The following is a 19,202-nucleotide window of genomic DNA, read 5'->3' on the forward strand; positions in this document are numbered from 1 at the left end:
GTCCCCAGGCCCGTTGACGGTCTCCTTCCAGCCATCGCCCACGCCATCGCCCACGCCATCGCCCACACCAGCGCCTCCGGAGCCGTGACGGCAGGTCATCGTCCCCTTCCCGCAGCCGCGTTGTCAGTGGCGGCCGTTAGCGTCGGGGGTATTGGAAGGGCCGTTTCCCGACAGGAGTGGACGATGACCGACAACCGTGTGCAGCCCGCGCTCAAGGTGGTGCTGACCGACGTCAACGAGCGAGTGGTCCAGGCATGGCGGACGGCGTTCGCGGACACCCCCGGGATCGAGATCCGCAGGGGTTCGATCCTCGACGAGGACGTCGACGCCTGGGTCACGCCGACCAACTCCCGGGGCCGGATGGACGGCGGGGTCGACGCCGCCATCAAGCGGCACCTCGGAGCCGGCATCCAGCTGCGCGTGCAGCGGGCGATCCGGGACCGGTTCGCCGGGACGCTCCCGGTGGGCAGCGCGGTCTGCGTCCCGTCGGGGGCGGCCGTCCCCCGCTACCTGATATCGACGCCGACGATGGCGCAGTCCTCGCAGAACGTGAGGGACACGCTGAACGTGGCCCTGGCCTGCGCCGCCGCGTTCCAGGCAGTGCACCGGCAGAACCGGCGGGCGCCGGGCAGCATCCGGTCGGTGGCGCTGGTCGGGATGGGCGCGCAGACCGGCCGGGTCCCCGCCCGGGTCTGCGCCAACCTGATGTGGACCGGCTACACCCTCTTCCACGACCACTGGTTCGAGGACGACGACGAGCTGCGCGCCACGATCACCGCCCAGCTCGACGGGATCGAGGACGGGCCGGCCGCCGGGCGGGTGCGGATCGTGCCACCGAAAGGGCATTCCTTTCGCCGCTGACGGCGCCCACCCCGCCGGCGGGCACGCCGGCCCCCCGCACCCCACCAGCACGACGCCCGGGAGCCCTTCCCCCATGAACGACGCCAACCCCGCCCCCGCCCAGCCCGACGCGGCCGACCCGTTGCACCTGAGCGAGCTCTTCAAGGGCGGAGGTGAACCCTGGCTCCCGCTGCTGAAGCCCGTCATCGAGGCGCAGCCGGACGCCGCCCGGTTCATCGGCCAGGGCCGCAGCCCGGAGGTCGTCCCGGTCCGCGAGCTGACCTTCCAGGCCCTCAAGCCCCACCCGCCGCACAAGTGGAAGGTCGTCGTCTTCGGCCAGAACCCCTATCCGCGGCCGGAGAGCGCCACCGGCATCGCCATGTTCGACAACACCTTCAACGACTGGAAGGACAGCCAGTTCGGCCGGGTCGTCAGCATCCGCTGCATCATCAAGGCCGCCGCGATGTGGAAGTACGGCATCGCGAAGAAGACCCCGATCGCCGACGTCCGCGCCCTGCTGAAGGAGCGGGACACGGTCCAGCCGCCGGAGTGGTTCCAGGCGATGCTCACCCAGGGCGTCCTCCTGCTGAACGCCGCGCTCACCGCCAGCGCCGACGGCGCGATGGGTGCCGACCGGCACACCGCGTTCTGGAGGCCCGTCGCCGAACGGATCGTCGAGGAGATCCTCCAGGCCAAGCAGGACGCCGACGAGGAGGACCGCAGCGTGGTCTTCGCCTGGTGGGGGGCGCACGCCCGCAGCCTGAAGAAGGTGGTCCTGCGCCTGCAGAAGAAGTACCCGGACGTCGAGGTCCGGCACATCGACCACGCCAACCCCGCCGCCCAGGGCGACATCTTCTGCGAGGGCGACCACTTCGCCACGGTGAACGACGCCCTCGCGTCCCTGGGCGCCGAGCCGGTCGACTGGCTGCCGAGCACCGGCTGGAACCAGAGCCCCGAAGGCGCCCCGCCCGGCGGCGCGGACGGCGAGGTCGCGGCGCGCATGGGGGCCTTCATTGCCTCGACCATGGAACTGCACCAGCTGTACCTGGAGCGGCTCACCAGCGTCAAGGACGAGGGCCTGGTCCTCCCGGCGATCACCGGCGTGTTCGACACCCCGCCGACGGACTTCCGGGACGCGCTCGCACCGGTGGCCGAGGTGCTGCCCGGCCTGGGCCGGCACATCGACCGGTCCCACGAGTTCGGCAAGCGGCGAGCGGACGAGGCCGCCGGCGCCGGCCGGCCGTCCGCCGACGCGATCGCCGCGCTCTACCTCTACACCTGCGAGTCCGCCTTCTACCGTGAGATCAACGCCGTCCTCCGCTCCCCGGACCGGACCGCACTCGTGCCGTACCTCCCCTACCTGCGGCTGCTGTTCTCCGCCGTCTCGCAACTGCCCGCCCACACCCGGCCGCTGTGGCGCGGCGTATCGCTGGACCTGCGCGCCCAGTACCCGGTCGGGGGGACGGTGACCTGGTGGGGCGTCTCCTCGTGCACCTCGGAGCTGAGCGTGGCCCGTTCTTTCCTCGGCAGCCGCGGCAAGCGGACGCTCTTCGAGGTGACCCCCGCCCGCGCGGTGGGCATCCGCAGCTTCTCGGCCTTCACCGGCGAGGAGGAGTACATCCTCGCCCCGGGGACCCAGCTCAAGGTGACGGACGTGAAGACCGAGCGCGGCGGCCTGTGCACGGTCAGACTGACCGAGGCGGAGGCCGGCCCCCTCGTCTCCTGACCTCCCGGACTCCCCTCCGACGCGTACAGCACCCTTGACAGATGGTCTGGACCAAATCACCGTGGAGCGCGTCACACCGCGGCCGCCCCTGGGGCTCCCGTCCCCGCGGGCGGCCGCGCCCACGGCAGCACTTCCCTCCCGGTCACTCCGGCCTGTCCGCCTGCCCGCCCGCCCGGGCGCGGCCGGCGCGAAGGGAGCACACCCATGGCCCGTCGGACCATCCGCCTCGTGGGACTCGGACTCGCGCTCGCCGCGACCGTGCTGAGCCCGTTGTCCGCCGCGGCGGCCACCCCGCCGCCCCCCGGCCCGCGTGCGCCCGACACCTGCGCCCTGCGGCCGAAGCCCTCCGGCAAGGTCCTCCAGGGGTACTGGGAGAACTGGGACGGCGCCGCCAACGGAGTCCACCCGCCCCTCGGCTGGATCCCCCTCACCGACAGCCGCATCCGCGGCCACGGCTACAACGTGGTCAACGCGGCCTTCCCGGTGATCCGCTCGGACGGCACCGTGCTGTGGGAGGACGGGATGGACAGCACGGTGAAGGTGCCCACCCCCGCGGAGATGTGCCAGGCCAAACAGGACGGACTCACCGTGCTGATGTCCATCGGCGGCGCCGCGGCCGGCATCGACCTCGGCTCCGCCGCCGTCGCCGACCGCTTCGTGGAGACCATCGTCCCCCTCCTCAAGAAGTACAACTTCGACGGGATCGACATCGACATCGAGACCGGTCTCGTCGGCTCGGGGAGCATCACGCAGCTCTCCCCGTCCCAGTCCAACCTGATCCGCATCATCGACGGCGTACTCGCCCGGATGCCGGACGGCTTCGGTCTCACGATGGCCCCCGAGACCGCCTACGTCACCGGCGGCAGCGTGGCGTACGGCTCGATCTGGGGCGCGTACCTGCCCATCGTCAAGAAGTACGCGGACAACGGCCGCCTGTGGTGGCTGAACATGCAGTACTACAACGGCAGCATGTACGGCTGCAACGCGGACTCCTATGCGGCGGGCACCGTCAGGGGCTTCACGGCGCAGACGGACTGCCTCGACCGCGGGCTGGTCGTCCAGAACACCACCGTCAAGGTCCCCTACGACAAGCAGGTCCCCGGCCTCCCGGCCCAACCGGGCGCCGGCGACGGCTACATGACCCCCGCTCTCGTCGCCCAGGCGTGGAACTCCTACGGCGGCCGGCTCAAGGGCCTGATGACCTGGTCCCTCAACTGGGACGGCTCCCGCAACTGGACGTTCGGCGACAACGCCAGGACCCTCCAGGGCCGCTGACACCACGGCCGCGGAGCCGTGGCGTGGCGGCCGCAGCCCGGCCGCCACGCCACGACCGGAGCGTCACGCCGGGGCGGGCAGCGGTACGGGCAGCGGGGCGGGCAGCCGGGCGGGCGCAGTCAGCCGGTCGGCGCCCGCCGGTACGGGCACCGCGGCGAACTCGGCGTCCTGCCGAGCCTGGAGCTCCTTCTTCCGGGCCGGGGAAGTCGAGGGCAGCCGCTGCTCCTCGTACAGCACGTGGGTGACTTCCTGGGCGTGCTTGCTGGCGGGGGTGTGGAACTGGACCTCGAACAGCTGCCCGGAGCGGGGCGCGCGCCAGCCGGTGTTCAGGCCCTTGTAACCGCTGTTGCGGCCCCAGGTGTTGGACCACTTGGTGGAGTCGTTGCCCCAGGCGGAAAGGAGCGCCGACGCGGTGGACACCCCGTCGCTGTAGGAGCCGTCCGGCCACTGGAGGGTGTACCTGACGGCGTCGCCCAGCCCCGCCAGGACCGCCCCGACCGGCTGCCCGGGATGTTCCCGCAGGGAGGTGGCGACCTTCCGCTTGAGCGAGTCGGGGGACTTGAGGCGGTTCTCGTAACCGATCAGCTCGGCGCCCGAGACGAGGGCGGCGGCGCGCACGTCCGTGCTGATCGACCGTTCGGCCTGCTTCGCCCGGTCCACGTAGGCGTTGACCTCGGCGTTGTCCGCGCTGCTCAGCGTGAGCCCGCCCTCCCCCTTCCAGCCCTCGTCGGCGGGGCCGGCGGCCACCGCCGTTCCGGCGCCGAGGGCCAGCGCACCGCTGAGCGCCGTCGCGATCAGGATCCGGCCGAAGACGGGTGCTGCCGTACTGCTCGTCATGGACTGTGCCTTCACACTCGTGGGTTTGACCTGGTGCTCGGCACAACCGGGCGGGCTCCGGCGGGGTTACGGATCATCATCCGGCCGCCTCGGTCCCGCGCCGGCCCGTCGGTGCGGGATCATGAGGGCGTCGAACGCCGGCCGGACCTGGAGGGGACGCCTTGACGGAGGTGGAGCACACGACGCAGACCGCGACCGTCGCGGGGCTGCTCGCGGCGGCTGCCGAGGGGCAGGGCGGGGCGTTGTGGCGACTGCGGGGGGCCGAGCGGCAGCTCGACGCCAATCTCGTGCGCCATCTGCCCGGGACCGGGGGAGCGCCCTCCACCGAGGGATCCGTCGACGTCATGATGGTCGTCGTCTCGGGTACGGGCGTCCTGACCCTGGACGGCGAGCAGTCCCATCTCTCCCCGGGATTCATGGCGTTGCTGCCGCGCGGTGCCGTCCGGGCGCTGCTGGCCGGCCCCCAGGGGCTGGTCGTGCTGACCGTCCACCGCAGGCGCCGGGGGATGAGCATCGCGCCGGCCGCCCCCGCCACGCCGCCCCGGACCTGCGCCCTGCATCTCGTCTGCGCCCACTGCCACCGGCACGCGATCGAGGTCGACGCCCGCTACTGCTCCGGCTGCGGCACCCCGCTGGCGGCCCGGCCGGCGGGCGGCGGCCGACCCCGGTCAGCCGGGGCCGTCGACCGGCACGCCCAGCCGGCCCGCCACCGTGGTGAGGGCCGCACCGAGCGGCAGGGCGACCCGGGTGACGGCCTGCCGGTCGCCCCGGGTCCGGTCCCGGTTGACGATCACCACGGGCTTCCCGGCCTCAGACGCCTGCCGGACGAAGCGGAGCCCCGACATCACCGTCAGCGAGGAGCCCAGGACCAGCAGTGAGGCCGCCTCCCGGACCAGCGAGCGGCAGTGCTCGACGCGGCGCGGCGGGACGGATTCGCCGAAGAACACCACGTCGGGCTTGAGGACGCCGCCGCAGGCCGCGCACGGCACCACGCGGAAGTCCCCGACCTGCTCGCGGGTGAGGTCCGCGTCACCGTCCGGATTGAGGCCGGCGGCCACGGGCGCGAAACCGGCGTTGGCCTCCTCCAGCCGCCGCGCCAGCTCGCGGCGCGGGCTGAGGGCGCCGCAGGAGAGGCAGACGACCCGCTCCAGGCTCCCGTGGAGCTCGACCACGTCCTCGCTGCCGGCGGCCTGGTGCAGACCGTCGACGTTCTGGGTGATCACGCCCGAGAGCAGGCCGTGGCGGGCGAACGCGGCGACGGCCCGGTGGCCGGCGTTGGGCCGGGCCCGGCCGAAGGTGCGCCAGCCGAGGTGGCCGCGCGCCCAGTACCGCTGCCGGGCCCCGGCGTCGGCGGTGAACTCCTGGTACGTCATCGGCGTGTGCCGGCTCAGGCTCCCGCCCTCGCCACGGTAGTCGGGGATGCCCGATTCCGTGGAGATCCCCGCCCCGCTGAGCACCAGCACACCGCCGGCGCGCAGGGCGTCCGTGACCGGCCGAAGGTCCGTGGTGCCCGGAGGCAGGTCCTCCGCGGGGGTCCAGTCCAGGGTGGGGCGCATGCGCATGCCTCCAGGGTACGGACCCCGCGCACGGGCACGGCGTGCCAGGCCGGTTCGCCTGGCACGCCGTGGTTCCTCCGGGGGTGCGGCCCGTGCCGGGTGGGCCGGGCCGCCGCTGGAGCGGATCAGGCGTGGTGGTGGTGTCCGCGCCGGCCCCAGGACTCGGTGTCGACCACCTTGCCGCGGGCGTCGCGCAGGGTGGCGGTGTCGCGCTCGTCCCAGATCTGCCGGCGGCGGTTCTGGTAGACGTCGCGGTGGGTGTCGCGGCCGTTGCCGGTGTGGACCTTGACGCTGGAGCGGCCGTCCAGGCGGAGGCTGTTGAAGCGGTAGCGGTTGCCCTGCTTGTCGGTCAGCGTGTAGCCGCGCAGGTTGACGCTGCTGCGTCCGGTGTTCTTGACCTCGACCCACTCGCCGTTGAGGGCGCGGTTGCCCTGTCCGCGGCCCGCGTTCTCGACGTCGCCGATGACGATGGAGGAGTGCGCGCCGTGGCGGTCGTGCCGGTGGTCGTCGGCGGCGGCCGGTACCGCCGCGGCGCCGATCAGGGCGCCGACGGCCAGGAGGGCGGCGACGGTGCGGCGGGTGGCGTAAGAAGCGGACATGCAGGTGGCTCCTCAAAGGTCGGCACGGCCCGGCCCGGTACAGGCCGGGCGGGCTCCGAACTGTTCCCGGCGTGCGGCCGGGCAGGGCATACTCTGACGTTCCATCACCCCCGAAACTGGTAAGGACATTGCATATTGCCTAATCTAGACATTTCCATGACCCTCCCTTGTGGGGGGCGTGCGCGATGGTGTCGACCGGGGGACGGATAGGGTCGAGGGGGGCCGTACGCCGCCACGGTGGTGGCCGTCGCCCGATGACACCGGGGCCTGGCGCCCACCCCCTGACCTGGAGCCGAAACGCGATGTACGGTCCGCTGTGTCCGAAGCCGGCCCTGACGTGAAGAACGCGAACTCCGCCGTGGATCCCGGCCGCCGAGCCGTCCGCCCGATCGCCCCGCGAGGCGTCGTCGACCTGCGCGGCCGTACCGATACGGGCATATGCCTGTCCTACCCGCGGGACGCGGTCGTCGTCATAGCCGGCCTCCCCGGCAGCGGGAAGAGCACCCTGCTGCGCGCGTGGGCCGGTCACGGAACCGTCCTGGATCCGCGCGCCACCCGCGCCGCCTGCGAGGCGCTCGCGCCGGCCTGGCTCCCCTACGGCGCCTACCGGCCCCTGGCGCGGCTGCACCACATGCGCCGCATACGCAGGGCGATGCGGGGCTCCGGCCCGCTGCTCCTGCACGACTGCGGCACCCGGACCTGGCTGCGCCGATGGCTCGCCCACAGCGCCGGCCGGGCGGGGCGCCAGGCGCACATGGTCCTCCTCGACGTCGGGACCCGGGAGGCCCTTTCGGGCCAGCGCGCCCGCCGGCGCCTGGCCCCGCCCCGCGTCTTCGCCACCCATGAACGGGGCTTGGCGACCCTGCTGTCAGGAATCGAGGGCGGCGGCCCGGCGGGAGCCGCGGGATTCGCCTCCGTGGTCCTCCTCGACCGCCGGCTGCGCGACACCTCACCCCGTGCCCGGTTCGCGGGAGCGCCCGGGCGCCAGTAGGGGCGAAACCACCCCGATTCCCGCACTACGAATGGGCGGATTCTTTGATTCTGCAGGCCGAGGATGACCCCCATGACCGAGGAACCCACACCCCACGCGACGGCCGGCCCCGAAGGGACCGGCCGGCAGCACGGGGCGCTGCACCACGTCGAGATCTGGGTGCCCGACCTGGAGCGGGCCGCAGCCTCCTTCGGGTGGCTGCTGGAAGCCCTGGGGTACACGCCCTTCCAGAGCTGGAGCAACGGCCGCAGCTGGCGGCTCGGCGCGGCCTACCTGGTCTTCGAACAGTCCCCCGCCCTCACCGCCGGCCGGCACGAGCGATGCCGGCCGGGGCTCAACCATCTGGCGTTCCACGTCCAGGACCACCACGCCGTGGAGGAACTGGCCCGCCGGGCCTCGCGGCACGGATGGACCCTCATGTTCCCCGACCGCCACCCGCACGCCGGCGGCGAACGGACCTACGCCGCCTACCTGGAGAACGCCGACGGCTTCGAGGTGGAACTCGTCGCCATCACGGCCCCCGGACCCGGCTGACGGCCGCCGACGGGCACGGGGCGATGCGTGCGGGGCCGTGACACGGTCCGCCCCGCACCCCACACTTGACCTGAACCAGGCGGTCGGGGGAGGCGCTGATGGGCCGGGCTCTGCGGATCGGCATACCGGTGGGTTTCGTGGTCCTCGTGGCCTGCGCGCCCCTGTACGCCCCGTACTACAGCACCGTCCTGGTGTGGGAGCTGCGCAAGCTCCTCGCCTGGCTGGCCCTGCCGCTGCTGGCCGCGGCGTTCGTCGCGGCGGTGTGGCTCGTGCGGTGGCTCGTGCTCAGGCGGCGCGGCAAGGCCGCCGCCGGGCCGGGCGGTGTGGCGGGGGTCCTCGGCTGCCTGGGGGCCATAGCCGGGCTCGCGCTCGCCGTCGCGTGGCTGGTCTACGGCGCGTACCTGGGGGACCGCGCCTACATGCAGGCCACGCAGGTCGTGACGGAGCCGGTGCCCGCACTGGCGCCCCGCGCCCCCTACCTCGTCGGCAAGGCGCAGGCCGCCCCGCACCTGGGTGACGTCACCGGTGAGATCGCCGACATCACCTACCTGCCGGACTCAGACCGGTTCGCCACCCTCGTCGAGCGGAGCGGCTGGCTGTCCGGGTACGAGGTCGGGCTCGTGCAGGACGTTCCGCTCGGCGGCACCAGCCGTGCGCAGCAGCGCTGTTCGTTCGACGTGGACGTGGCGGACGCCCGGATCAGCGGCTGGTTCGGCCACAACCTGGGCCGGAAGATCTCCGAACACAAGCGCTGGGTCCGCTTCGAGGCGGACGACGCGTACGTGACCTGCTCGGGTGACACACCCGTGGTGGTCGTCCCCCTCAAACGCCAGACCGGGCTCCTGGTCGTGACGGAACGCCCCGCCGGAGTCGCGCTCTACGACGGCCGCACGGGAAAGATCACCTTCACCACCGACACGGACGGGGTCCCCGGCCCCTCCTACCCCTGAGCCTCGCCGCCCGGCAGCGGGAATCGGTCGCCGCCGTCGGCAGCTTCGCCGACTGGTGGTTCGAACGCAGCGGCTGGGACGCCTCGAAGGACGGCGCGAACGACGGGAACGACTCGGAGTTCACCCTCCGCTACGGCGACTCGAGCGGACACAGCGTCTACGTCACCCCCCTCACCCCCCAGGGCGAGGCCAGCTCCGTCGTCGCCGTCGCGACCGTACCGGCACGCCACGAGGGCACCCGGCTGGCACCCCTGACCGTGCACCGGCTCGACCCGACCTGGTCCTCGCCGAAGGCGATCGTCGCGCTGATCAAGGCCGAATACCGGGACGTCTGCTGCTACAACGACGACCAGGTGTTCGAGGTGGTCCCCACCGGAGGCACCACCTGGACCGCCACCATCGGCAGCGAACAGGACATCCGCTACCGGGTGGTGGGCCGGGGCCAGGTCGCGGGCCGCGAGGCGACCTGCCTGACCGCCGCGGACGGCGCACTGATCCGGTGCGCGTACGCGGCGCCCGGCTCACCGGAGGAGCAGGAGCTCAAACGGCGCGAGGAGCAGAAACAGAAGGACAAACCCCGGGCCGCCCCACCGGACCTCGGGGACCTCACCGCCTACCCCCCCGAGCAGCTGGCCGAACTCAACCGCCGGATCGGCGAGGAGATCAACCGCCGCCTCAAGGGCGGCTAGGGCCTGCCTGACAATCCCTAGTCCGCAGGGCCCAGTCCGCTCGCTGCCGCGCCCGTGGTCAACCGGGTGGGACCGCCGCGCCCACCTGCGGGTGAACCGCCTCCGAAGACCGCCCGGCGGCCCGGCGGGCCGGACCAGACTGGCCCCGCCCGGTCCCGGCCCGCCGGGGCACCCGTGACGGAAGGCGGATGGAACCCATGGCGAACGGCACGGTGTTGCTGGCCCTGCGCGAGGACCCGCTCGGCGGCGGGGTGAGCGTCGAGCAACTGCGCCGGATCGGCAAGGAACTGGAGGAGCGCGGACTGGAACTGCGCCGGGCGGCCGACTCCCGGGACGCCCGCGCGATGCTCCAGACGGAGGCGGGCATCGCCGCCGCCGTGGTGGCCTGGGACCTGCCCCGCCCGTCCGCCGCCACCCGCACGGGCGGCGCCCCCTCCCCGTCCGCGACCGGACCGGCCCCCGGCGGGAACGCGCACCTGCCGACCGGCGGGGCGGAGGTCCTCGACCGGATCCGGCACCGCTTCAAGGACCTGCCCGTCTTCCTCCTGATGACCGACAGCTCCGACCACGACCTCGAACACCTGCCGCTGTGGGTCTCGGAGACGGTCGTCGGCTACATCTGGCCGCTGGAGGACACCCCCGCCTTCATCGCCGGCCGGGTCGCGGCCGCCGCGCACACCTACATGAAGGAGATCCTGCCGCCGTTCTTCCGTGCCCTGCGCCGCTTCGACGACGCCCACGAGTACTCCTGGCACACCCCGGCCCACTCCGGCGGCGTCGCGTTCCTGAAGTCCCCGGCGGGACGGGTCTTCTTCGACTACTACGGCGAGCGCCTGTTCCGCACGGACCTGTCCATCTCGGTGGGCGAACTGGGGTCCCTGTACGAGCACACGGGCCCCATCGGCGAGGCCGAACGCAACGCCGCCCGGGTCTTCGGCGCCGAACGCACCTACTTCGTCCTGCACGGGGACTCCACCTGCAACCGCATGGTGGGCCACTTCAGCGTCACCTCCGACGAGATCGCCCTGGTCGACCGCAACTGCCACAAGTCCGTCCTGCACGGCCTGGTCGTCTCCGGCGCCCGCCCCGTCTACCTGGTGCCCACCCGCAACGGCTACGGACTGGCCGGCCCCGTGCCGCCCACCGCGACCGCCCCGGACGCGGTCGCGGCCCGGATCGCCGCCAACCCCCTCACGGCGGGGGCCGTATCGCCGGACGCCCAGTACGCGGTCCTCACCAACTCCACCTACGACGGCCTGTGCTACGACACCCTCGCCGCCGCCCGCGCCCTCGCCCCGAGCACGCCCCGCCTGCACTTCGACGAGGCCTGGTTCGCCTACGCCCGCTTCCACCCCCTCTACCGGGGGCGGTTCGGCATGGCCGTGGGCCCGGACACCTTCGAGGGCGACGGCCGGCCGACGGTGTTCGCCACCCACTCCACGCACAAGCTGCTCGCCGCGCTGTCGCAGTGCGCCATGGTCCACGTACGGCCCGCCCCCCGGGCGCCCGTCCAGCACGACCGCTTCAACGAGGCGTTCATGATGCACGGCACCACCTCCGCCTTCTACCCCGGCATCGCGTCCCTCGACGTGGCGACGGCGATGATGGACGGGCCGCAGGGGCGGTGGCTGATCGACGAGGCCGTCACCGAGGCGATCCGGTTCCGGCAGGCCGTCGTCCGCACCGGCCGCCGCATCGCCGCCGCGGGGGACCGGCCCGACTGGTTCTTCGGCGTCTGGCAGCCCGAGGAGGTCACCGACCCCGCCACCGGCACCCGCATCCCCTTCGCCGACGCGCCGGCCGCCCTGCTGGCCGGCGAACCCTCCTGCTGGCAGCTCGAACCCGGCGCCGCCTGGCACGGCTTCCCGGACCTGACCGACGGCTACGGCCTCCTGGACCCCGTCAAGGTCACCCTCACCTGCCCCGGCGTCACCGCCACCGGGGAGACCCGGCCCTGGGGCATCCCCGCCCGGATCCTCACCGAGTACCTCGCCACCCGCGGCATCGTGGTCGAGAAGACCGACAGCTACACCACCCTGGTCCTCTTCTCGATGGGCATCACCAAGGGCAAGTGGGGCACCCTCATGGACGCCCTGATGGACTTCAAGGCCCACTACGACAGCGACGCCCCGCTCGACCGGGTCCTGCCCGCCCTCACCGCACGCCACCCCGGCCGCTACCGCGACACCACCCTGCGCGAACTCTGCGCACAGATGCACGGGCACCTCACCCGGGGCGCGTTCATCGGCGCCCTCGACGAGGCCTTCCAGAACCTGCCCGAGCCGGTCCACCCGCCCCGGTACTGCTACCAGCAGCTCATCCGCGGCGGCACCGAACGCCTGCCCCTGGCCGAAGCGGCCCACCGGGTCGCGGCCGCGATGGTGGCCGTCACCCCGCCGGGCATCCCCGTCCTGATGCCCGGCGAATCCCTCGGCGCCCCGGACGGCCCCCTGCTGCGCTACCTCGGCGCCCTGGAGGCCTTCGACCGCGCCTTCCCGGGCTTCGGCAGCGAGGCCCACGGGGTCACCGTGGACCCGGAGACGGGCGACTACCTGATCGAATGCCTCCGCACGACGCCGTAGCAGCGGGCCGGGGCCGGGCCTGCCCTTCCCGCAGTCCGCGCCGGCTCCGGGATCGGATCCGGGCGTCCCGCCCGGCGGCGTGGGAACGGGCGTCCGCGGGGTGCGACCGTCTTTGCTGGGCACGTGACACGTGACGGGTGCACGGAGCCGGCGAAAGGAACGTGACGGGCATGCGCAGCGTAGGCGTGGAGGAGGAACTGCTGCTGGTCGATCCCGGGACGGGGGAACCGATCGCCCTGTCGGCCGCGGTGATGTCGGCCGCCTCCCGCGAGGGCAACGGCACGCACCGGCCGGAGGAGGGGGCGCTGGAGCCGGAGCTCAAGTGCGAGCAGGTGGAGTTCGCCACCCGCCCCGTCCTGCGGATGGGGGAACTGGCCGAGGAGATCGTCCGCTGGCGCGCCGAGGCGGCCCGGCACGCCGCCGACGCCGGCGGGGCCCTCGCCGCCCTGGCCACCTCCCCGCTGCCGGTGCGGCCGTCCACGATGCCCGGCGAGCGGTACCGCTGGCTGACCCGCCAGTTCGGGCTGACCGCCCAGGAACAGCTCACCTGCGGCTGCCACGTCCACGTCTCCATCGCCTCGGACGAGGAGGGCGTGGCCGTCCTCGACCGCATCCGGCCGTGGCTGCCGGTGCTGACCGCCCTCAGCGCCAACTCGCCGTTCTGGCAGGGCCAGGACAGTGCGTACGGCAGCTACCGCAGCCGGGTGTGGAACCGCCTGCCGTCCGCCGGCCCGACCGAGGCGTTCGGCAGTGCGGAGCGCTACCACCAGCAGGTGCGCGACATGATCGCCACCGGCGTCCTGCGCGACGACGGCATGATCTACTTCGACGCCCGCCTCTCCGCCGGCTACCCCACGGTCGAGATCCGCGTCGCCGACGTCTGCCTCGAACCCGAAACCCCGGTCCTCCTCGCCGCCCTGGCCCGCGCCCTGGTGGAGACCGCCGCCCGCGACTGGGACGCCGGACGGCCCCCGCCCCGCATCGGCGTCGGCCTGCTGCGGCTCGCCTCCTGGCGGGCGGCCAGGTCGGGCCTGGACGGCCCGCTGCTCGACCCGCGCAGCATGAGCCCCGCCCCGCCCCAGGCGGTCCTCGACCTGCTGGTGGAGCACGTACGGGACGCGCTCGAGGACACCGGCGACCTGGAACGCGTCCGCGAGGGCCTTGCCCGCCTCCTCGGACGCGGCAACGGTGCCCGCCTCCAGCGCCGCCTCCTGCGCACCACCGGCGACCTGCGCGCCGTGGTCGCCGAGTGCACCCGCCTCACCACCGCGTCCGCCGGGTAGGCCGTACCCCGTGGGCCGGGGCGGGCGCGGCGGATCCGCCCGCGGCGCGGACGCTCGCGGACAGCGGGACGGCCACCTCCTCCAGCGGGCGCCGTTCGGCGTCGACCCCCCAGCGGAACGCGGTCAGCCCGCCGAGGACCATCAGCACGCCGCCGGCCGCGTATCCGGCGCACACCCGCCAGGGGTCGTGGCCGGCGCCGATGAGGGTGGCGAACAGCCAGGGGGCCACGACACCGCCGAACAGCATGGACAGGGCGAAGAAGAAGGAGATGGCCTGGGCCCGCATCTCCACCGGGAAGATCTCGCTGACCGTCAGGTACGCGGAGGAGGCCGCCGCGGACGCGATGAAGAAGATCACGCACCACAGGAGGGTCTGGGTGAGCGCGCTCAGCAGCCCTGCGGCGAACAGCCAGCCGGTGACCAGGAGCAGGGCGCCGGAGAGGCAGTAGGTCGTGCCGATCATCCTGCGCCGCCCCAGGGAGTCGAAGTACCGGCCCAGCACCAGCGGCCCGACCAGGTTTCCCACGGCGAAGGGGAAGATGAAGTAGGCGACCGCGCCGTCCCGGATGCCGTAGAACTCGGCGAGGATCAGCGCGTAGGTGAAGAAGATCGCGTTGTAGAGGAACGACTGGGTCACCATGAGCATGAACCCGAGGACCGAGCGGCGCCGGTAGTCGCGGAACAGGATCCGGGCGAGCTCGCGGTAGCCGACCGGCGGACGTTGCCGGTACTCCACCGCCAGGCTGTCGGCAACGGGCTCCAGACGGACCCCCGTGCGTTCGACCGCCCGCTCGATCCCGGCGACGACCTGCTCGGCCTCCTCGGGCCTGCCGTGGGTGAGCAGCCAGCGGGGGCTTTCGGGCAGGTTGCGCCGCAGCCCCCAGATCGCCACGCCGATCGCGGGCCCGACGAGCAGGCCGATGCGCCAGCCGGTGTCGAGCGCGAACAGGCCGGGGTTGAGGAAGAGCAGGTTGGAAGCCGCGCCGATCATCGCGCCGAGCCAGTAGGTGGCGTTGACGGCCAGGTCGGCGTGGCCGCGGTGGCGGCTGGGGATCAGCTCGTCGATGGCCGAGTTCAGCGCCGCGTACTCGCCGCCGATGCCCGTGCCGGCGATGAAGCGGGTGACGGCGAAGAAGGCGAAAGCGGGGGACAGGGCCGTCAGCGCGTTGCCCAGCAGGTAGATCCCGAGGGTGACGATGAACAGCCTGCGCCGGCCGAGCCGGTCGGCGAGCCGGCCGAAGACGAGCGCTCCGACGACCTCCCCGAACAGGTAGATGCTGGCCGTCAGCCCCACCTGGGAGGAGGAGAGCCCGAGCGTGTGCTGGTCCCTGAGCCGGTCGGCGATCGAACCGGCGATGGTGATCTCGATCCCGTCCAGCACCCAGGTGATGCCCAGGGCGATCACCACCCGCCAGTGGAAGCCGCTCCAGGGCAGCCGGTCCAGCCGCTGCGGCACCGTGCTCCGGACGGTACCGGCCCCTGGTGGCACGCCCACCGGTCCCACCGCCATGGCAACCTCCCCGCAGTCCGCACGGCCGGCCGTGACCCCACCGTCACGGTGCCGAGACTCCGCGTGTGCCCCGCGCGGCCGCCGCCGAACCGTTCCGTCCCCCGGACCGGTGGACCGGCCCCGTACGACGTTCGAACCGGTCCCTTGCGGGTAGAAGCGTCTGTCCAGCCCGCGCCACGGCGCCCGGACCCCGCGGCGGCCCGGGCGCCGGGACCGACGAGCCCGACGAGGCGGTGACACCGATGTCCCAGTGCAAGATCCCCGACTACCGCACCGGCCACCGCGGCCGGCACTGGACCCACGCCCTGCGCAGCGCCCAGAAGGCCGGGGCGGTGGTCGTCACGGACGAGACCGGTGAGGCGGTCCGCTACACCGGCGAACGCAGCGGCCCCGGCCGCTTCCGCCCCTGGCTGACGGCCTCGGGCGAACGCTACGACAGCCACGAGGTCCACCCCGAGTGGTGACGCGGCCCGCGGCGGGGCCGTGCATGCGCGGCGGTTCCGGGGGCATGCGAGTGCCCGGAGGTGATAGTCATGGTTCCCCTGCTCCTCGTTCTCCTGCTCGCCCTGATCCTGTTCGGTGCCGGTTTCGCGTTGAAGGTCCTCTGGTGGGTCGCGCTCGCCGTACTGGTGATCTGGCTCCTCGGGTTCGTCGCCCGTCCGCGGGCCGGCAGCGGCCGTTGGTACCGCTGGTAGCCGCGGCCGGTCCGCCAGGCGGACGCATCGGCTCGGCGGGCCCGCACCCCACGGGTGCGGGCCCGCCGCCGTCTCCGCCTGCGCCGTGTCCGTGTTCCCCGGACGTGATCCGGGGCGCGGATGCGGTCCGCCGGAAGGAGGGGGACGCTGGGAGGGGACGTACGCGTCCACGTCCGAAGGAGGACACCATGTCGATCGTCGACAAGCTCAAGGGAATGCTCGGCCAGCACCCGGACAAGGCCAAGGAAGCCGTGGAACGCGGGGGCGACATGATTGACGAGCGCACGGGCGGCAAATACACCGACAAGGTCGACATGGGCCAGGAGAAGGCCAACGAGTTCATCGACCGCGACCGGCCGCAGCAGTCCTGACCCCTGACCAGTCGAGGGCCGAGGGTCCGTCCCCTCCGCCAACTCCCAAAGAAATTCTGCAAAAATACTTTTGGAAAGCCTTCGCGGGCCCTAGCCTGCCGTCATGGTCAGCGATGAACAGCGGCGCGTCCTCGATCCCGAGCACGACGCCGCGGCCCTGAAGGCCCTCACCCACCCCCTGCGCATCAGACTCCTCGGCCTGCTCCGGCAAGACGGCCCTGCCACCGCCAGTGAACTCGCGGTCAGGACCGGGGAGTCGTCCGCCGCCACCAGCTACCACCTCCGCGTCCTGGCGAAGTACGCCTTCGTCGCCGAGGCCGAGCACCGCGACGGCAGGGAGCGCCGCTGGCGTGCGGCGCACGCGGCGACCTCCTGGAGCGGCGGGGAGATGGCGGCCACGGCGGACAGCCGCGCCTACGTCGGGCTGTCGCGCCGGGTCCAGATCGAGCACCTGGAGACCTCCCTCGCCCGGCACGAGGCCGACATGGCCGCCGGGCGGCTGGGGGAGGAGTGGGCCGGGGCGGCCGGGATCAGCGACCTGCTGCCCCGTCTGACCCCCGAGTCGCTCGGCGAACTCTGGGACGCGCTCCACCACAAGCTCGACGAACTGACCGCCCGCGACGCGGCGGACCCGCGCGCGGCGCAGGTCGTCCTGCTGACCGCCGGACTGCCCCTGGCGGCGCACACCCCCGCGGCCGACACGCAGCCGGCCACCGCCCGGCCCGACGCCGCCGGCGCCCCGTGACCAGGCCTGCGCTCGCCCCGGCCGCCGCACTGCGCCGCTACGTCACGATCTGCGCGCTCTTCTGGCTCCCGCTGGGCCTCACCATCGCCCCGCTCATCCTGCTGTTCACCGAACGCGGCATACCCATGGCGGCCATCGCGGGCTTCTTCGCCGTCCACTCGCTCACCGCCGCCGCCCTGGAACTGCCCACCGGGGGCCTGTCCGACGTGCTGGGACGCCGCGCCGTCCTGGCCACCGCCGGCCTGCTGAACCTGGCCGCCCTGACCCTCGTGGCGCTGGGCACCGCGCCCTGGCTGCTCGTGCTGGGCATGGCCCTCCTGGGCACGGGCCGCGCCCTGTCCAGCGGGCCGGCCGAAGCCTGGTACGTCGACACCGTCCGGGCGCACTCCGGCCCCGGCGCCGACCTGCGCACCGGGCTGGCCCGAGGCTCGTCCGCGACCTCCGCCGCGCTCGCCGCCGGGACACTGCTCGGCGGCGCCCTCCCGTGGCTGACCGGACTCGTACCCGGCCTCGGGGCCGGGCTCGCCGGAGCCACCGCCGGGCTGGTGGTGCCCCTGTGCCTGCCGCTGCTGCTGGGCGCGGCCGTCGAGGCCGCCTTCGTGTCGTACGTCGTGACGTCGCTGCCCGAACCGCCCCGCCCGAAGGCCACCCTGCGCCACGTCCTGCGGGACGTCCCGGCCACCGTCGCGGGCGGGCTGCGCCTGGGGGGGCGCGACGCGCTGGTCCGCCGGGTGTTCCTCAGCGCGGGGGCCGCCGGCGGCGCCGTGGCCGCGATCGAACTGCTCACCCCCCGCCGTGCCGCCGGCCTCACGGGGGCGGCGGAGTCGGGGGCCGTGCTCTTCGCCGCCCTGGCCTGCGCCGGATTCCTCTGCGCGGCCCTCGGCAGCCACCTCGCACCGCTGGCCGCCCGGCTCGCGGGGAGCGGCGAGCGCGCCGTCATGCTGGGCCTCGGCACCGGCGCGAGCGGCGTGCTCCTGCTCGGCGCCACCTCGGCGGCCACCGGAGCGGTCGCCATGGTCCTCGCGGCCACCGGCTACGGCCTGGTCTACCTCGGGCTCGGGGCGGCGGGCCCGAGCCAGAACGAGGTCCTGCACCGCCGCGTCACCGACCGGGGCAGGGCAACCGCACTGTCCGTCCAGTCCCTCGCACTGCAACTGGCCGGAGCCCTGGCCGGTCTGATCGTCGGACACCTGTCGGCGGGGCCGCTGCCCTGGCTCCTGGGAGGCGCCGCGCTCCTGGCCGGAGCCCTCCTGTGGACCCGCGGCGCCGGCCGGCCCGCTCCCGCCGCCGCCCAGGAGGCACCGTCCGGCGACCCGAGCGGGGCCCTCACCCACCGGTAAACCGTTTCCGGGCCCGGCGTCCCCGACCCTAGAGTGCGGCCGTGGAGATCACCTTCGACCGCTACGAACCCGCCCAGGCCGAGCAGCTGGTCGAGTTCCTTTCCGGCGACACCTGGCCCTTCCACGGCGCGGCCGTCGTGGAACCGGCGCAGGCCCGGCAGTGGATCGAGGAGGGCGGCTACGACGGCGAGGACCACCGTGCCTTCTGGATCACCCGGGACGGTGAACGGGCAGGACTCATCCGGCTGATGGACCTGCGCGACCCCACGCCGCTGTTCGACCTGCGGATCCGCGCCGGACACCGGGGACGGGGCCTGGGCACCGCAGCCGTGGCCTGGCTCACGGCCTACGTGTTCGACGAGTTCCCCGACGTCCGGCGGATCGAGGCCAACACGCGACAGGACAACGCGGCCATGCGCCGCGTCCTGCTGCGCAACGGCTACGTGAAGGAGGCGCACCACCGCGACGCCTGGCCGGCCCCCGACGGCGGCGTGCGCGACGCCGTCGGATACGCGATCCTGCGCCGCGACTGGCTGTCGGGCACGACGACGGTTCCCGACTGGGACGACGAGCCCGGTGCCGCACCGGTGGCGGCGGCTGACGGTCCCCGCGCGTGAGCACCGTCCCCGTACGGCTCGCCGCCGCCGGGGTGGGGCCGCGTCCGGCGCGGCGATGAGTT

Annotated in this window: 19 protein-coding genes; 15 read left to right on the top strand and 4 right to left on the bottom strand. The window is 73.5% G+C overall.

The window, feature by feature from the left end; all coding sequences use genetic code 11:
* The first annotated feature begins 183 nt into the window (after window positions 1-183).
* From B4U46_RS32575 to B4U46_RS32585, 3 genes are all read left to right on the top strand, one after another.
* Complete coding sequence (locus B4U46_RS32575) at window positions 184-861, top strand: macro domain-containing protein (RefSeq protein ID WP_079431183.1); 678 nt, start codon at window positions 184-186, stop codon at window positions 859-861.
* Window positions 862-934: 73 nt separating this feature from the next.
* Window positions 935-2,566, top strand: coding sequence for an ADP-ribosyltransferase domain-containing protein (locus tag B4U46_RS32580; protein ID WP_079431184.1), 1,632 nt, complete (start codon window positions 935-937; stop codon window positions 2,564-2,566).
* A gap of 204 nt (window positions 2,567-2,770) precedes the next feature.
* Window positions 2,771-3,841: a chitinase gene (locus B4U46_RS32585; protein WP_079431185.1), complete on the top strand. Its 1,071-nt coding sequence runs from the start codon at window positions 2,771-2,773 to the stop codon at window positions 3,839-3,841.
* A gap of 63 nt (window positions 3,842-3,904) precedes the next feature.
* Here B4U46_RS32585 and B4U46_RS32590 read toward each other — a convergent pair whose 3' ends face one another.
* The 3 genes from B4U46_RS32590 to B4U46_RS32605 form a co-directional block, all read right to left on the bottom strand.
* Window positions 3,905-4,678, bottom strand: coding sequence for an ATP nucleotide 3'-pyrophosphokinase (locus B4U46_RS32590; RefSeq protein WP_079431186.1), 774 nt, complete (start codon window positions 4,676-4,678; stop codon window positions 3,905-3,907).
* 668 nt (window positions 4,679-5,346) lie between these two features.
* Window positions 5,347-6,240 (bottom strand): NAD-dependent protein deacetylase, encoded by an 894-nt coding sequence (locus B4U46_RS32600; RefSeq protein WP_079431187.1) that lies wholly within the window; start codon window positions 6,238-6,240, stop codon window positions 5,347-5,349.
* Between the two features lie 119 nt (window positions 6,241-6,359).
* On the bottom strand, window positions 6,360-6,833 hold the full coding sequence (locus B4U46_RS32605) for a lamin tail domain-containing protein (protein WP_079431188.1): 474 nt from the start codon (window positions 6,831-6,833) through the stop codon (window positions 6,360-6,362).
* Between the two features lie 316 nt (window positions 6,834-7,149).
* Here B4U46_RS32605 and B4U46_RS32610 point away from each other — a divergent pair, with 316 nt between their 5' ends.
* The 6 genes from B4U46_RS32610 (at window position 7,150) to B4U46_RS32630 (ending at window position 13,862) form a co-directional block, all read left to right on the top strand.
* A complete protein-coding gene (locus B4U46_RS32610; RefSeq protein WP_100862155.1) occupies window positions 7,150-7,824 on the top strand; it encodes an AAA family ATPase in 675 nt (224 codons plus the stop codon).
* 72 nt (window positions 7,825-7,896) lie between these two features.
* A complete protein-coding gene (locus B4U46_RS32615; protein ID WP_079431189.1) occupies window positions 7,897-8,358 on the top strand; it encodes a VOC family protein in 462 nt (153 codons plus the stop codon).
* A gap of 98 nt (window positions 8,359-8,456) precedes the next feature.
* Window positions 8,457-9,308: a hypothetical protein gene (locus B4U46_RS39510; protein WP_237293211.1), complete on the top strand. Its 852-nt coding sequence runs from the start codon at window positions 8,457-8,459 to the stop codon at window positions 9,306-9,308.
* A 257-nt stretch (window positions 9,309-9,565) separates the two neighbouring features.
* Window positions 9,566-9,997 (top strand): hypothetical protein, encoded by a 432-nt coding sequence (locus tag B4U46_RS39515; protein WP_237293212.1) that lies wholly within the window; start codon window positions 9,566-9,568, stop codon window positions 9,995-9,997.
* Between the two features lie 197 nt (window positions 9,998-10,194).
* Entirely contained in the window at window positions 10,195-12,579 is a 2,385-nt protein-coding gene (locus B4U46_RS32625; RefSeq protein ID WP_079432148.1) for an Orn/Lys/Arg decarboxylase N-terminal domain-containing protein, read from the top strand.
* Window positions 12,580-12,749: 170 nt separating this feature from the next.
* On the top strand, window positions 12,750-13,862 hold the full coding sequence (locus tag B4U46_RS32630; RefSeq protein WP_079431190.1) for a glutamate--cysteine ligase: 1,113 nt from the start codon (window positions 12,750-12,752) through the stop codon (window positions 13,860-13,862).
* Here the strand turns inward: B4U46_RS32630 and B4U46_RS32635 are convergent.
* Window positions 13,840-15,372, bottom strand: coding sequence for an MFS transporter (locus tag B4U46_RS32635; protein WP_079431191.1), 1,533 nt, complete (start codon window positions 15,370-15,372; stop codon window positions 13,840-13,842). The genes B4U46_RS32630 and B4U46_RS32635 overlap by 23 nt on opposite strands.
* 242 nt (window positions 15,373-15,614) lie before the next feature.
* Here B4U46_RS32635 and B4U46_RS32640 point away from each other — a divergent pair, with 242 nt between their 5' ends.
* The 6 genes from B4U46_RS32640 to B4U46_RS32665 all read left to right on the top strand — a co-directional run bounded on the left by B4U46_RS32640 (window position 15,615) and on the right by B4U46_RS32665 (window position 19,140).
* The gene (locus B4U46_RS32640; protein WP_079431192.1) at window positions 15,615-15,836 is read left to right on the top strand and encodes a hypothetical protein; all 222 of its coding nucleotides are present in this window, start codon (window positions 15,615-15,617) and stop codon (window positions 15,834-15,836) included.
* A gap of 69 nt (window positions 15,837-15,905) precedes the next feature.
* Entirely contained in the window at window positions 15,906-16,067 is a 162-nt protein-coding gene (locus tag B4U46_RS32645; protein WP_079431193.1) for a hydrophobic protein, read from the top strand.
* A 188-nt stretch (window positions 16,068-16,255) separates the two neighbouring features.
* The gene (locus B4U46_RS32650) at window positions 16,256-16,438 is read left to right on the top strand and encodes an antitoxin (protein ID WP_079431194.1); all 183 of its coding nucleotides are present in this window, start codon (window positions 16,256-16,258) and stop codon (window positions 16,436-16,438) included.
* A 103-nt stretch (window positions 16,439-16,541) separates the two neighbouring features.
* Window positions 16,542-17,183, top strand: coding sequence for an ArsR/SmtB family transcription factor (locus tag B4U46_RS32655; RefSeq protein WP_079431195.1), 642 nt, complete (start codon window positions 16,542-16,544; stop codon window positions 17,181-17,183).
* Window positions 17,180-18,523 carry an MFS transporter gene (locus B4U46_RS32660; protein ID WP_079431196.1) on the top strand — a complete coding sequence of 448 codons (1,344 nt, stop codon included), beginning with the start codon at window positions 17,180-17,182 and terminating at the stop codon, window positions 18,521-18,523. Before B4U46_RS32655 ends, B4U46_RS32660 begins: the two co-directional genes overlap by 4 nt.
* A gap of 41 nt (window positions 18,524-18,564) precedes the next feature.
* Window positions 18,565-19,140 carry a GNAT family N-acetyltransferase gene (locus tag B4U46_RS32665; protein WP_079431197.1) on the top strand — a complete coding sequence of 192 codons (576 nt, stop codon included), beginning with the start codon at window positions 18,565-18,567 and terminating at the stop codon, window positions 19,138-19,140.
* Window positions 19,141-19,202 lie beyond the last annotated feature (62 nt).

Origin of the sequence: Streptomyces katrae (genome assembly GCF_002028425.1) — a bacterium.
GTDB classification, from domain to species: domain Bacteria; phylum Actinomycetota; class Actinomycetes; order Streptomycetales; family Streptomycetaceae; genus Streptomyces; species Streptomyces katrae_A.

Bases quoted from the DNA above. Each gene is read 5' to 3' on its own strand.
- B4U46_RS32575 (WP_079431183.1), top strand. From the start codon at position 184: ATGACCGACAACCGTGTGCAGCCCGCGCTCAAGGTGGTGCTGACCGAC.
- B4U46_RS32580 (WP_079431184.1), top strand. From the start codon at position 935: ATGAACGACGCCAACCCCGCCCCCGCCCAGCCCGACGCGGCCGACCCG.
- B4U46_RS32585 (WP_079431185.1), top strand. From the start codon at position 2,771: ATGGCCCGTCGGACCATCCGCCTCGTGGGACTCGGACTCGCGCTCGCC.
- B4U46_RS32590 (WP_079431186.1), bottom strand. From the start codon at position 4,678: ATGACGAGCAGTACGGCAGCACCCGTCTTCGGCCGGATCCTGATCGCG.
- B4U46_RS32600 (WP_079431187.1), bottom strand. From the start codon at position 6,240: ATGCGCATGCGCCCCACCCTGGACTGGACCCCCGCGGAGGACCTGCCT.
- B4U46_RS32605 (WP_079431188.1), bottom strand. From the start codon at position 6,833: ATGTCCGCTTCTTACGCCACCCGCCGCACCGTCGCCGCCCTCCTGGCC.
- B4U46_RS32615 (WP_079431189.1), top strand. From the start codon at position 7,897: ATGACCGAGGAACCCACACCCCACGCGACGGCCGGCCCCGAAGGGACC.
- B4U46_RS39510 (WP_237293211.1), top strand. From the start codon at position 8,457: ATGGGCCGGGCTCTGCGGATCGGCATACCGGTGGGTTTCGTGGTCCTC.
- B4U46_RS32625 (WP_079432148.1), top strand. From the start codon at position 10,195: ATGGCGAACGGCACGGTGTTGCTGGCCCTGCGCGAGGACCCGCTCGGC.
- B4U46_RS32630 (WP_079431190.1), top strand. From the start codon at position 12,750: ATGCGCAGCGTAGGCGTGGAGGAGGAACTGCTGCTGGTCGATCCCGGG.
- B4U46_RS32635 (WP_079431191.1), bottom strand. From the start codon at position 15,372: ATGGCGGTGGGACCGGTGGGCGTGCCACCAGGGGCCGGTACCGTCCGG.
- B4U46_RS32640 (WP_079431192.1), top strand. From the start codon at position 15,615: ATGTCCCAGTGCAAGATCCCCGACTACCGCACCGGCCACCGCGGCCGG.
- B4U46_RS32645 (WP_079431193.1), top strand. From the start codon at position 15,906: ATGGTTCCCCTGCTCCTCGTTCTCCTGCTCGCCCTGATCCTGTTCGGT.
- B4U46_RS32650 (WP_079431194.1), top strand. From the start codon at position 16,256: ATGTCGATCGTCGACAAGCTCAAGGGAATGCTCGGCCAGCACCCGGAC.
- B4U46_RS32655 (WP_079431195.1), top strand. From the start codon at position 16,542: ATGGTCAGCGATGAACAGCGGCGCGTCCTCGATCCCGAGCACGACGCC.